The sequence below is a fragment of the Arthrobacter sorbitolis genome (genome assembly GCF_054510995.1).
The window spans coordinates 342,704-355,705 of the sequence record NZ_JBTNDM010000003.1; the positions used below are offsets into that span (position 1 = coordinate 342,704).

General features: G+C 68.4%; 11 protein-coding genes. 5 read left to right on the plus strand and 6 right to left on the minus strand.

What is annotated here, in order from left to right; genetic code table 11:
* Positions 1–46: 46 nt before the first annotated feature.
* From ACX80K_RS10050 to ACX80K_RS10065, 4 genes are all read right to left on the minus strand, one after another.
* Entirely contained in the window at positions 47–736 is a 690-nt protein-coding gene (locus tag ACX80K_RS10050) for a GntR family transcriptional regulator (RefSeq protein ID WP_459271713.1), read from the minus strand.
* Between the two features lie 186 nt (positions 737–922).
* Entirely contained in the window at positions 923–1,879 is a 957-nt protein-coding gene (locus ACX80K_RS10055; RefSeq protein WP_459271714.1) for a carbohydrate ABC transporter permease, read from the minus strand.
* Positions 1,876–2,763, minus strand: coding sequence for a carbohydrate ABC transporter permease (locus ACX80K_RS10060; protein ID WP_459271715.1), 888 nt, complete (start codon positions 2,761–2,763; stop codon positions 1,876–1,878). Before ACX80K_RS10060 ends, ACX80K_RS10055 begins: the two co-directional genes overlap by 4 nt.
* A gap of 161 nt (positions 2,764–2,924) precedes the next feature.
* A complete protein-coding gene (locus ACX80K_RS10065) occupies positions 2,925–4,205 on the minus strand; it encodes an ABC transporter substrate-binding protein (RefSeq protein ID WP_459271716.1) in 1,281 nt (426 codons plus the stop codon).
* A 271-nt stretch (positions 4,206–4,476) separates the two neighbouring features.
* On the opposite strand from ACX80K_RS10065, the gene ACX80K_RS10070 reads away from it, so the two are divergent.
* The 3 genes from ACX80K_RS10070 (at position 4,477) to ACX80K_RS10080 (ending at position 7,034) form a co-directional block, all read left to right on the plus strand.
* The gene (locus tag ACX80K_RS10070) at positions 4,477–4,755 is read left to right on the plus strand and encodes a hypothetical protein (RefSeq protein ID WP_459271717.1); all 279 of its coding nucleotides are present in this window, start codon (positions 4,477–4,479) and stop codon (positions 4,753–4,755) included.
* A gap of 191 nt (positions 4,756–4,946) precedes the next feature.
* Positions 4,947–6,419: an alkaline phosphatase gene (locus tag ACX80K_RS10075; protein ID WP_459271718.1), complete on the plus strand. Its 1,473-nt coding sequence runs from the start codon at positions 4,947–4,949 to the stop codon at positions 6,417–6,419.
* 72 nt (positions 6,420–6,491) lie between these two features.
* On the plus strand, positions 6,492–7,034 hold the full coding sequence (locus ACX80K_RS10080; protein WP_459271719.1) for a hypothetical protein: 543 nt from the start codon (positions 6,492–6,494) through the stop codon (positions 7,032–7,034).
* An 8-nt stretch (positions 7,035–7,042) separates the two neighbouring features.
* On the opposite strand, the gene ACX80K_RS10085 is transcribed toward ACX80K_RS10080, so the two are convergent.
* A complete protein-coding gene (locus tag ACX80K_RS10085; RefSeq protein WP_459271720.1) occupies positions 7,043–7,735 on the minus strand; it encodes a hypothetical protein in 693 nt (230 codons plus the stop codon).
* Positions 7,736–7,951: 216 nt separating this feature from the next.
* On the minus strand, positions 7,952–9,196 hold the full coding sequence (locus tag ACX80K_RS10090; RefSeq protein WP_459271721.1) for a GGDEF domain-containing protein: 1,245 nt from the start codon (positions 9,194–9,196) through the stop codon (positions 7,952–7,954).
* 362 nt (positions 9,197–9,558) lie between these two features.
* Here ACX80K_RS10090 and ACX80K_RS10095 point away from each other — a divergent pair, with 362 nt between their 5' ends.
* Positions 9,559–10,182, plus strand: a complete 624-nt coding sequence (locus ACX80K_RS10095; protein WP_459271722.1) for a TetR/AcrR family transcriptional regulator — start codon at positions 9,559–9,561, stop codon at positions 10,180–10,182.
* Between the two features lie 239 nt (positions 10,183–10,421).
* Positions 10,422–12,857, plus strand: a complete 2,436-nt coding sequence (locus ACX80K_RS10100; RefSeq protein WP_459271723.1) for an Ig-like domain-containing protein — start codon at positions 10,422–10,424, stop codon at positions 12,855–12,857.
* The last annotated feature ends 145 nt before the right edge of the window (positions 12,858–13,002 follow it).

Below are 13,002 nucleotides of genomic sequence, written 5' to 3' on the forward strand. Positions count from 1 at the left end.
CAGAATGTAACCCGCGTCACACGACCTGCTGCAACCAGTCTCCCCGTCAGGCCTCGCGAGCGGGACTGACTTCCAGGAAGGTCCTGAGGGCCTTTACAGCATGCTCACGGTGCTCATCGAGCAGTAGAATGAGCTTTTCGGCGTCCCGCTCCGCGAATGCGTCGATGATCAGCGCATGTTCGTGCTCCACGCGCGCACGGTTCGACTCCGCTCCGTAGTAGACGAACCGGTAGGCATCGGTCGCGTCCCACAGGATCGTGATGATCCGTTCCAGCCGCGGCATCCCGGCTGCTCCCACGAGCACGAAATGGAACCGCCGGTTCGCCTCGGTCATCTTCAGCAGATCCCCGGCACCGCTCGCCGTCTCGACGTCCCGGGCCGCAGTCCTCAGGTCGTCGAGGACGGTGCTGCTGAGTTTCCTCGACAACGCGACCCGTGCTGCCTCCCCCTCGAGGAGCTGTCGGATCCGGTACACCTCCAGCAGGTCGGTGAGGGACAGCGTGGCCACCCGGTGGCCGCGGTGGGGTTCGTAGTCGACCTGCCCCTCCGACTCGAGGGTCTTCAGAGCCTCGCGGAGAGGAACACGGCTGACGCCGAACCGTTCCGCCAGGGCGTCCTGGCGCAGTGGCTGTCCGGGCAGGAACTCACCGGCGATGATCGCTCGGCGGAGTTCGGCAAGGACGAAGGCCTGGGCGGTCGGCGGGCGGCGGGAGCTTCCCGTGGCGTTGCTCGTCATGAAACCAGTCCACCTCGTTCGGCTCTCATCGTCCGAAGTCTAGCCCGGGCGTGATGCCCTCTCGTCGCGGCCCTGTCGCGGCGGCCACCGACGCCGGCGAGGGGTGGCACCCCGCGCGCGGTGATCGATCGGGCCCCGCCTTCGCGGGATGACGGTCCGGCGGTGTCCACCGCGAGGACGGGCGCTTCAGCCCTTCTCGGCGCCGGCGGTGAGCCCTCCGGTGAGGAGCCGTTCGGTGGAGAAGAACACGATGAGGATCGGCAGGGTCAGGACGACGGAACCGGCCATGAGCACCGTGGTGGGGATCTCGGCGCTGCCGGAAAGCTGCGAGAGCCCCAGGGAGACCGTCCAGCTGTCGCGCCGTTCGACGAGGAACAGGAGTGCGAACAGGAATTCGTTCCAGGCGATCATGAAGATGAAGAGTCCGGTCGCCATGATCGAGGGCAGGACGAGGGGGAGACTGATGCGTCGGAGGACGCCGATCCGGCTGAGACCGTCGACGAGGCCCGCCTCCTCGACGGACACCGGCACCGTCTCGAGGTAGTTGCGCAGCATGTAGATGCCGACCGGGACCGTCTGTGCGATGTAGACCAGGACGAGCCCCACCAGTGATCCGCGGAGTCCGAGGCGCGTGAACAGGACGAAGAGGGGGATGGCCATGACGATCGCCGGGAACAGGTAGGCGGCGAGGAACAGGGCGTTGACCTGTCGGTGGCCGAAGAAGGGCAGCCGTGCGACCGCATAGGCGCCCGGTACGGCGACGACGAGCGACAGGATGACGGCGCTGACGGCGACGAAGGCGCTGTTGAGCAGGAACGTCCCGAATCCCTGACCTCCGGCCGATACCGGTGCGAGGACCTGCTCGTACGCCCGGAGTGTGAACTCGGCGGGCGTCACGATGATCGACGCCGGATTCCGCAGCAGTGATTCGATCGGCTTCAGGGAGAGCAGGACCATGTAGTAGAAGGGCAGCAGGGTGATCAGCAGGAAGAAGACGATGACGGTCCAGCGCAGGATGCTCAGAGCCCTGCGTTCGACGACGTGGCGGCTGAGGCGCCGGGGTGGAGGCGGGGGACCGACGTTCCGGGTCACCGGCTGCTGCCGGGTGGGCGCAGCGGGATCGGGTGTCACAGGGGCGCTCATAACCGTTCTCCTCGTCTGCGGAGCAGGACCATGTAGAGGGCGAGCATGAGGATCAGGACGAGGGACAGGACGAGGGACTGCGCCGCCGCAGCTCCTACGTTGCGCTGGACGGTGAGGAATTCGTAGACGCGGACGCTGGCGACCCCGGTTCCTGCCGCCCCGCCCGTGAGGAGGAAGATGTCGTCGAACTCGTTGAACGTCCAGATGGTGCGGAGGATCGCGAGGAGGGCGATGACGGGCATCAGCTGGGGGAGCACGATGTAGCGGAAGGACTGGAGCGGGCTGGCGCCGTCGACAAGGGCTGCTTCCTCCGTCTCCGCCGACAACGCGCCCAAGCGGGCCATGAGGAACAGGAAGGCGAACGGGAAGTAGCGCCAGCCTTCGAACGCGATCGCGGTGAGCAGCGCCGTGGGGATGGGGAACTCGGCGCCGAAGACCCCGAGGGTTCGTTGGGCTTCGGAGAGGAACGGGATGGGTTGCGCCCACCCGAGCAGCGACTGGCCGGCTTCATTGACGATCCCGAACTGGGGGCTGAGCATCGTGCGCCACACGAAGGTGACGGCGACGACCGGAGCGACGTAGGGCAGCAGGAAGGCTGCGCGGACGAAAGTCCGTCCCCGGAAGGGCTTCCGGACCGCCATCGCGGCGATCAGGCCGAGCGTGATCGACAGGATCACGGACCCCGCCGTGTACACCAGGGTGGTCCCGAGACTCAGCCACAGTTCACCCGACGCGAAGACGCGCTCGAAGTTGGCGAGCGTCAGGGACCTGAACGGGCTTGCGGTGCCGATCTCGAGGAGCCGCAGCTGCTGGAACGCGATCAGGATCGACCACAGCAGGGGGAGGACCACCACGGCGAGGACGATCAGCAGGGTGGGCGACATGAGGAGGAAGCCCGTGCGGGCATCGCGTTGCGACAGGGTACGCCGACGCGCCCGGGACCCGGGAGGCGCTGATGACGTTGCCGACACCGGTGGCACGCCCTACTCCTCGGTCAGGGGGTCGGTGCAGCGCGGCGCGCTGTCCCGCCCCCGGCATCCGGAGCTCACTGGCCGAGGTCGGCTTGGAGGGATTCTGCCTCGTCCTGGGCCTGGTTGGCTGCATCTTCCCCGCTGGTGCCGGAGCTGACCATCGAAGCGATGATCTGCGGAGCGATGAACTGCCCACTCACAGCTGCCGCGAGGGCACCCTGACCCTGCGGTATGCCCCAGCGATCGAACTGGTCCGTGCTCTGGCTGATCTCGGCGAGGGTCTCGGGAGGATAGATCGAGGAGAGAAGCGCCTTGGAGTCCACGCCGGCCTCGAGGCCCTGCCAGGCGTCGCTGTACTCGGTCGGGTTGTCCGCGGTGCCCAGCCGAACCGGGATCTTCCCTTCGGGTGCCACCGCCAGCCAGTCCTGGTAGCCGTCACCCATCATGAACGCGACGAGGTCCTGCGCTGCGGGGGAGGCGTCGTTGAGGATGTTCCACGAGACGATCTCCCCGTACCCAGCAGGCTGCTCGCCGTCCGGGCCCTGGATGGCGGTCACGATCCCGGTGTTCTCCGCGAGGAACGCCGGATCGTCAGCACACTCGGCGCATGTCGGCAACGCGTCGCTGCGCAGCCCGGCAAGTTCGTCGAGGAGGAACGAGGACCACACCGTCATGGCGGCATCGCCGGCGAAGTAGCTGGCGCGGGTGGTGTCCGCGTCCTGGTTCCCCGGCACCGAATAGTTTCGGAGCAGCTCCGAGTAGAACGTGAGCGATTCCTGGCACTGATCGCTGTTGAGCGTCACGCCGCCGTCATCGTCGACCAGCTCGCATCCGTTGGCCAACGCGAACTGCTCGAAGGTCTGCTGGGTGAAGGAGTCCGCGGGCGCCGTGGCGGCGACGATGCCGGCGACCTCGTCCGAATCCAGCGCCTCGGCTGCTGCCTCGATCGCCTCGAACGTGGTCGGGGCGTCAAGGCCGGCCTGCTCGAACAGGTCCTGCCGGTAGAACAGCAGCTGGGCGAAGGCATCGCTCGGCACCGAGAGCTGTTCACCGTCGGACGACGTGAGCTCCAGGGAACGAGGCGAGAACGTGTCCGCGCCGAGCTCCTCCACGACCGCAGAAGCCGCGGAGGTGTCCAGGAGCCCGTCCGTCGACAGCTGGTTCATGCCGTTGAGGGACAACGCTCCGATGACGTCGGGAAGTTCGCCCGAGGCCGCGGACGAGGACAGCACCGACGTCAGCTGGTCCTCGGCGATGGCGACGAGTTCGACCTCGATCCCCGAGGACTCGGTGAACCGATCCATGATGGCCTGCTGCGAGGCGACCCGGTCGGGCAGGTCCTCCGTCGTCCACACGGTCAGTGTGTCCGTCTCGGACGAAGCGTCCCCCGAACTGCCGGAACACGCTGTGACACCCAACAGGGCGACGGTGATCACTGAACAGATAGCCGCATATCGATGTCGCATTCCGTGTCCTCCATGCAGTCGTGATCCGGAGTGCCTCCTGACATCGCAGGCGGGCAGGCCTGGTCGTCCTTGATCGGTCACCCATCACAGAGCATAGGGCCCGATCAGGCACCTAGCTACTGGCGGTGCAGGCGACTGGTCCCGAGACCGCCCACGGGGTATGGCGATGCGGATCGGCGTGCATCGGGGGACGGCCCTGGCTTTCCTCGGCCGTCGGCCGGGCCACGTCCTGCTCGGCGCCGCTTCCACCGCCCCGGTGGTGCACGTCGACCGGGCTCACACCCGCCGCGTGCTGACCGGCGTTGCGGGACGACGATCGAGGGTTCGGTTCGGTTCGGTGCGGTTCGGTGCGGTGCCGGACGTGCCCGAGGAGGCCCAGCTCGTGAAGGGTCGTGAGCGCCGGTGCCGTCCGTTCGACCGGTGGTCGTTGACGCTTTGAGTTCGCTTCATGCCGTGTTCACCCGAATGGCGGCGAAAAGGCTCCTCCCGGAATCCTTCCGTGCTTCTGGGCCGTCTACCGTTCGTGGCAGCGCTACGCCGGGGCGGCGCATATCACTCGCGAATTCGATCTCGGAGGAACATATGCGCAGAACGATTCCAGTGCTTGCTTCGGCAACACTTGCTGGTGCCTTGGTCGCCACGACAGCTGTCGGGGGGCTGGCGGGTCCGGCGTCCGCCGGCGGATCAGGGGGTGGCGGGAGCGGCGACCGGGCCCGGAACGTCATCCTGCTGATCGGGGACGGGATGGGCCGCACCCATGTCACCGCCGGCCGCGAGAGGTTCGAGGGCGCCGACGGACGACTCGCCATGGAGACGATGCCGTCGCAGGGCTATGTCAGCACCTACGCCGTCGAGGAGAACTCGGGGCAGCCGGGCGAAGCGGACTTCGTGCCCAACCTGGTCACCGATTCGGCGTCGTCGGCCACCGCCTGGTCATCGGGGGTGAAGACCTACAACGCGGCCCTCGGGGTCGACGCCAAGGGGGCCGTGGTACCCACCGCGATGGAACTGGCGAAGGAGGCCGGCTACCGGACCGGGAACGTCTCGACCGCCGAGATCACCGACGCCACCCCGGCCGGTCAGATGAGCCATGCTCTGGCCCGCGGCTGCCAGGGCCCGCTCTACTCCGACGCCGCATGCCAGAACACCGACGTCACGGGCGGAGCCGTCGCGACCGATGATCTCCGGGTGACCCCGATCGCGGACCAGATCGCCCGCAACGGTACCGCCGATGTGATCCTCGGTGGGGGCCTCGGTCGGTTCGACGCCGCGGACGAACAGGCCCTGCGGGACCAGGGCTATACCGTGCTCGGGTCGATCGCCAATCAGGTACCCGCGACCCGCGACGACCTGAAGGCTGCCGACGGCGAGAAGGTGTTCGGCCTGTTCAACACCGGCAACCTCACCGTCGAGAAGACCAAGCAGGACGATCCCACGGTGCCGCAGGCTGCCGAACCCTCCCTGCCGGAGATGACGACCAAGGCCATCGACGTACTCGCCGAAGGGGAGGACGGGGAGAAGGGCAGGGGCCAAGGATTCTTCCTCCAGGTCGAGGGTGCGCTCATCGACAAGCGCTCCCATGCCAACGACGCTGCACAGACACTCGAGGAGATCAAGGCCTTCGACGACGCCGTCGCCGTCGCCCTCGACTTCGCCGAGCGCGACGGCAACACCCTCGTCATCGCGACCGCCGACCACGAGTGCGCCGGCTTCAACATCATCGAGAAGGGATCCTTCACCAACGCGGAGGCAGCGACGCCGCCGGCGAACGTCGACAGCGGCAACCCCGCCAACAACTCGACGCCGACCCGCACCGACCCCAGCACCCTGGACGCCGAGCGCTCGACCGGGGCGATCAACGGTGAAGGCGCGGCGGATCCCCGCAACTTCGCACCGGCGACCTTCCGCACCCCGAACGATCCCGTCGAGATCCAGGACGGCTCACCCGACGCGAGCCTGTGGCTCAGCTACCTCTCCGGCAACCACACCGGAGCCGACGTGCCGATCTACGCCTACGGTCCGGCCAGCGACACGATGGACGGCACCATCGACAACACCGACCTGTTCGGCATCACCACCGACGCCCTGCGCCTCGGCAACTGACCATCACCTACCGCACCGGGGACGGGAGGCGGCACCACCGTCTCCCGCCCCCGATGCCGAACAGGACTCCGCATGGCACCTCCATCCTCCCTGAAACTGGCCTTCGGCGGGCTTGCCGCGGCGGTCGCCGGCGCCGCCCTGACCATTGCGATCATCGCGCCCGCCGACGCCCCGACTAGCGGACAGACGTCCGCCGCGACCGAGCCGGCGATCGTCCAGACGGAGCTCCCCGGTTTGGAGCCCGCGAGCGGCGAACCCGAACTCGCGAGCATCACCACCGCCCGCCCGGGCAGCGGCGAGGTCCTCCATGCCGCGGGGCCCTTCGACCAGCGAATAGCTCTCCGGAACCTGGCCTTCGACGGCGTCATCGTCTCGGGGGAAGTCCTCGTCACCAGCGATGTCAGTGAGCTCCTGGAACTCCAGGTTCTCGCGGGGTTCTACGACCAGCAGGGCACCCTGCTCGGCACCGAACGCTTCGTCCATCACGCCGCAGGTTCCGGGCACACCCACGCGGGGTCCTCGGAACCGGAGATCTTCGCCATCGCCGTTCCAGAGGCCTTCGCAGGCAAGGCCGTGTCAGCGGCCGTCGGCGTCCCGGTCCTCGTCAACGAGTAAGGGCGACGTCATGCCCGTCGCTGGTCAGGGTTGCCCGCCGGTGGGCGGTCGGTGATGGTGACCCGGTACCAGTAGAGCGTGTCGGCGCCGCCGGTGAGGTCCACACGCCGTCCCCGGTAGTCGTGGGCGCCGTGTGTCTCGTCCCCCCAGACCTCGACGCCGAGGACGTACTCGCTGCCGTGGAGATGCTGCTTCTCCACTTCGCGCCGGGCGCTGCGGAGCATGTCCGTGGCTTCGAGGTAACTGGCGTTGGAGGGACGCAGGAAGCAGACCGTCTCGAACCTGGGATAGGTGTGCCTGCGCGCGGTTGCGTGCAGGAGCGCCGGCGGGTGCACGGGGCCGGTGGGAGGGACGGCGGGAGGGATGACGGTGACGCCGGGGGTGAGGACGACGGCCACGTCAGGACCCAAGGTCCGGGATACGTGCGTGAAGCCGTGTCGGGCCTGAGGGCCTGGTGGAACGCTGTCGTAGTGCGCTGCGACGACGTCGTCCGAGAGGTCGTCGATGTCCGCCAGGGCGAGGATCCTCATCGCCTGCTGCAGCTCCTCCTCCACCGTGCCGAGCGGGAGGGACAGCACGACGGCGACGTCCGCAGGGGCGAGGCCACCTCCGACCATCACCGCGATGACCGCCTGACGATCACTCAGGTCCTTCGGAGCCGGTGTGTCCGCTGTGTCCCGCGACCGGGGTGGGGATGGCACGACATCACGACGAAGCGTCGAAGGGCCGGGGCCTTGATGTGTCTGCCTCATCGCACTCCCGGATGGCATGACGTCAACGGCTGTGTGCCAGGATCTGGGGCAACAAGGCCAGACTCGTCCCCTCACCGATGGGGTGTCAAGAAGAACCTGTTCATCCGTTCTTCGACACCGGCATCGCCCGCGGGGCGACGCAGCCGGCCCTCGTGCTTCCCCTTCTCAGGATTGATCAGGCGATGGCGAGCTCGCAGGCGCCCCGGTCGTGGACCGTTCGTCGAGCACGTGCGCCTGCCGGGGTTGCCGGGAGTGTTCGTGGCCGGTGGGATGCGCGCGGACCGCACGATCGCGTCCTGTCGTCTTCGCCCGGTAGAGCGCGGTGTCGGCGGCAGCGATGGCGGCCCTCAGCCGGTCCGGGCCGGGTGGGAGGGCTGCTATCCCGTAGCTGATGGTGGGCAGCGGGAAGTCGAACGCGGGCTGCATGGAGCGCAGGGTCCGGCTGATCTGGCCGCTGACGAGTTCCCCGGTGTCCGGGGTTGCGCCCGGCAGCAGGAGGATGAATTCCTCCCCGCCGTAGCGGCCGGTGAGGTCCGTCGAGCGGATGGCGCGGGTGCAGGCCGTTGCGACGGCCTGGAGGACCGCATCTCCTGCCGGGTGTCCGTGGGTGTCGTTGACCTGTTTGAAATAGTCCATGTCGGCCAGGATCAGGGTGCAGGGTGTGTCCTTGGTGCGCAGCCGCCGGATCTCGGCGGTGGCGAGGTCGAGGAAGCCCCGCCGGTTGAGGATCTGCGTGAGGTCGTCGTGGCTGGCCTGCGCCTTGAGGTCGCGGAGGGCCTGCTCGGTGCTGAGGGTGGCCATGGTGAAGGACACGATGAGGAGCAGCACCATGGTGAACATGGTCGTCGGTATCGTGCCGAAGTAGGTGGTGAACACGTGGGAGTCGGGTCCCGCCGCCAGGAAGGCCAACCACCGGCAGAAGTAGTAGACGCCGAGGAGCCCGGAGGCTATGCCCAGGGGGTGCTGGGTCGTGGTGATGTCCGGCCCGATCCGCCAGGTCTCGAAGGACGCCAGCGCGATGAAGAAGGTCATGAAGCCCAGCAGCACGCCCCCCGCGGACCACGTGTTCGTGGACGGAGTGTCGAGGGCTGAGGCGAGGAGCGTGACGATCGGCGGGGCGAGGATCTGCCAGCGCTCCAGGGGGAGTGCGCGCAGCACCCGCGCCCCACCCCAGACGCAGGCGGCCCCTGCAACGAGGAGCGCGTTGCCGCCGGGGTTCGCCCACACCTGGTGGTGCGTTCCGTCCAGCAGGTAGAGGGCGGTCCCGGTGAGGAAGCAGGCGATGGCCGCACACCACCACTTGCTGTACGTGGAGTGTTGCTGGCGGACGCTGACCCCGTAGAACAGCACCAGCAGTGTCAACGCGATGAGCCCGAAGGCGACCTGCAGGGTCACCACGTCCAGAGTCACCCGGCCTCCCGTCCTGTCAGGTCCGGCTCGACCCCGGGGAGGACGTCCGGGCAGGGATCCCACGGGTCATCAGGTAGGTGGTCCGGCATCGCTGTCATGTCCTCTCCCGCTGGTAGTGCGCATCAGTATTCCACCAGCCGGTCCCCGGGTCAGGTGAGGGAGGCAGGATGCACACCCTGCCCGGCCCGGTGCGCCGAGCGGTGACGTGCCCTGCAGATGGTCGTACCGGTCATGCAGCGAGGAGATCGCCGGGAGCATCCTCGCTGCAGCAGGTCGGTCGAAGACGGCTTCGTAGGTTTTCTCCACGCCTCCACAACCTGCACCCCATGTCTTTCACAGCCTGTGCACTGCATGGTCGGGGTATGAGCGACAGCGACAGTGCCGGCATGCCGAGGGTACGGACATCACCGAGCGACACGGCCGGCGAGTCCCGGTCGGTGGTGCGGCAGGCGATCGTCGACGCCGTCGCGAAGCTCGCGCGGGCCGGCGGTGTCGCGGCCGTGACCATGGCGACGACCGCGGAGGGTGCCGGTATCCGTCGGGCAACCCTGGATGAGCACTTCTCGTATTCCGAGGTCCTGCTTCTGGCGTGGCGTGAGCAGCAGGTGTCCCACTATCTTGCCCACCTTCGCGGCGACGAGGAGTCGGGGGGTGATCCGTTGGGAACCCTCCGCACGGTACTGGACGTCTACGCGGTGACGCTGCAGCAGACGTCGACGGCAGGCACCCCGGCCATCCTGCACGACTCCGATCAGCACCGAACCCTCGAAGAGCACCGGCAGGCATTCGTGACCGATCTCATCCGAGGAGCGCTCGGGCAGGGTCTCGATCCCATCTCGGGCCGCCGGGTGAGGACCGACCTCGATCCCTCCCAGCTCGCCGAACTCGCCCTGCACTCGATCGACGGTGCAGCGTGCGCGCCGACACCGGAGGCGGCTCGAGCCCTGGCCGGCCGGATCTTCGACACGCTGACATTTCCCGGCTGAGACGTCGGTGAGCAGGCACGGACGCGGATCCGCACCTCGCGTTGCTCGTCCTTGGAGTTTCCTCCCGGGACGACCTTGTCCACCCAACGTTTTCCCAAGGCTCCGGCTCCAAGCTTCCGGGTATGCGGGAGACCCTTCCGCATCCAGTTGATGAGGTAGCCATGAAATCTGCAGGGGACATTCACGGAAACACAAAAGTACGGTCTCTCAGAGGGAAGCGGACCGGAATTATCACGACGGTGTTCGCCGTCGTCTGCACCTCCTCCATCTTCGCTGTTCCACCGGCCTTCGGGGCGGTCCCTACGTTCCCCGACAACCTGGTGGTGTTTCCCGACCGGGATTTCATCACCGTCGAGGGGTTCGCCGACAGGGTCGGACAGACAGCGACCGTCGAGGTGAGCAGGCCCGGCGCGGGCGTCGTCGGCTCGGCCTCCAGCCTCGTCGGGGCGGGCGACGTCGCCTTCGAGATCAACCATCCCGGCGGCGTCTGCTGGGGGGCGGGCACCGGCCTGAACGTCACCCCGGACATCCTTCCCGGCGATACGGTGACCATCAGGTTCGACGGCGTCGCCGTCGCCGACACCCGGGTCCAGGACACCGCCGTCACCGGCCCGTCCACGATCTCCGGCAACACCGTCACCGTCCACGGACGGATCGCGGCGGGCGTCGATCGCGCCCGGTTCGAGCAGCGGATCATCGAGCCCGGCATGAAGGACACCGACGTCGGCCGACGCGATGTCCGGGCCCTTCCTGGACCTCTGACTCCCTCGGACAAGGGAGGCTATTCCTCCGGTGTCACGTTCGACGGGGCGGACGCCTTCACGGCGACCTACGTCTTCGACACCCCGGCCACGGCCGAGCTGGCAGCGGCCGCCGGTGGTGCGCGTGCCATGGCCTGGGAAGCCGCGGACGTGGACGACAACCGGCAGGGCCTGACGATCGCGGAGTTCGGCGAGACCGGTGGACCCGGCATGGGTGGTTGCCCCAACGGCCCGTCCCGGTCCGGTCCCGTCGCGCCCACCGATCTCGCGGCCGCACCGGTCGGTGGCGACCTCAAGGTCACCTGGACGCCGGCCCAGGCGATCCCGGGAACACCTGCCATCACCGGCTACCGCGCTACTGCAGTCGCCCGGACCAGCACGAACGGCGAGCAGGTGGAGATCGGGAAGCGGATCAGCGGGCAAGCCGCCACCGGCACCACCATCACCGGGTTGGACCCGGACGAGCTCTACGACGTCTACGTGGCATCCGTCAGCAGCGTCGGTGAGAGTTTCCCCGCGGCGAGGGTGGTACCGGCACTGGACGGTGTGGCGCCGACAGTGACTGCTTCCCCCGACGGTGGAACATCCGACGGGCCCCAGCAGGTGACGCTGACCGCCTCCGAGCCGGGTGCCGACATCTACTACACGACCGACGACACCGACGTCGTCCTCTCCGGGGGTGGCATCGCCGACACGGCGACCCGCTACACCGGGCCATTCTCCATCGCGACGACGACCACCCTGGTCTACGCCGCGATCGACCCGTCCGGCAACGCCTCCGACAACATGCGGGCCACCTTCACGAACACGGCCGTCGAGCCGGAGGACACCTCGGCGCCGACGGTCACGACGCGGACACCGGGTGCGGATGCCGAGGGGGTGGCCGCCGGCTCCGATATCACCGCAGCGTTCAGCGAGGTGGTCACGGGGGTCACCGGAACGACGGTGGGCCTCAGGGCCGGCACCGCTGCGGAGGTCGCCGCAGGTGTCACCTACGACCCCGCCACAGGGGTGGCGACGCTGGATCCGACCGCCGACCTGGCGGCTGGTACCCGGTACACGGTGAGCCTGACCGCCGGGATCACCGACGCTGCCGGCAACGCGCTCGCCCCGGTGAGCTGGAGCTTCACGACGGCGACGGCGACGGCGCCGGCGCCGGTCGTCGTGCCGGCGGAGCCTCCGGTCGTGCCGGCGGAGCCGCCGGTGGTCGTTGTGCCCGAGCCTCCGGTGGTGGCGGAGCCTCCGGTGGTGCCGGCCGGCCCGGCCGCGGTGGCGGCCCCGCTGATCTCGGCAATGTCTCGCACCGCGGGACTCGGATCGGCCAACGGGCCGGTGGTCTGCGGGCTGAAGGACGGCGGGTGCTACCAGGCGTTCCAGGGCGGCGACGTGCACTACTCGCCGGCGACGGGGGCGCAGGCCACCTACGGGGCGATCCGGGCCCGGTGGGGGTCGTTGAACTACGAGAACGGGAAGCTCGGCTACCCGGTGGCCGGTGAGGTCTGCGGGCTCAAGGACGGCGGGTGCTACCAGAAGTTCCAGGGCGGCGACGTGCACTACTCGCCGGCGACGGGGGCGCAGGCCACCTACGGGGCCATCCGGGCCCGCTGGGGCACTCGGGGCTACGAGAACGGGTTCCTCGGGTACCCGGTCCGCAACGAGACCGGCGGGCTGAGGAACGGAGGCGCGTATCAGACCTTCCAGGGTGGGTCGGTGCATTACTCGCCAGCCACCGGAGCATGGATCACCAAGGGTGCGATCCAGTCCAAGTGGGCTTCCCAGGGATGGGAGAACGGTCGCCTCGGCTACCCGCTCAGCAATGAATTCCAGCTGAGCGCCACCGTCGTCGCCCAGGACTACCAGGGCGGACGCATCACCTGGTCCGTCCCCACCGGAGCGACCATCGCGTACAGGTAGAGGGCAGCAGGCAGTGCGGACACGCAGGGCCTGTGCGCCCGCAGCAACACCAGACAGTCCGGCAAGCGCCGGGAGGACCGAACGCCCGCCCGGCGCTTCCCGCCGTCCTAAAAGTCTTGAAACCGGAAACCTCCACTGTACCGCC

Excerpts from the sequence above, each read along its gene's own strand:
- ACX80K_RS10050 (WP_459271713.1), bottom strand. The coding sequence starts at position 736 with ATGACGAGCAACGCCACGGGAAGCTCCCGCCGCCCGCCGACCGCCCAG.
- ACX80K_RS10055 (WP_459271714.1), bottom strand. The coding sequence starts at position 1,879 with ATGAGCGCCCCTGTGACACCCGATCCCGCTGCGCCCACCCGGCAGCAG.
- ACX80K_RS10060 (WP_459271715.1), bottom strand. The coding sequence starts at position 2,763 with ATGTCGCCCACCCTGCTGATCGTCCTCGCCGTGGTGGTCCTCCCCCTG.
- ACX80K_RS10070 (WP_459271717.1), top strand. The coding sequence starts at position 4,477 with ATGGCGATGCGGATCGGCGTGCATCGGGGGACGGCCCTGGCTTTCCTC.
- ACX80K_RS10080 (WP_459271719.1), top strand. The coding sequence starts at position 6,492 with ATGGCACCTCCATCCTCCCTGAAACTGGCCTTCGGCGGGCTTGCCGCG.
- ACX80K_RS10095 (WP_459271722.1), top strand. The coding sequence starts at position 9,559 with ATGAGCGACAGCGACAGTGCCGGCATGCCGAGGGTACGGACATCACCG.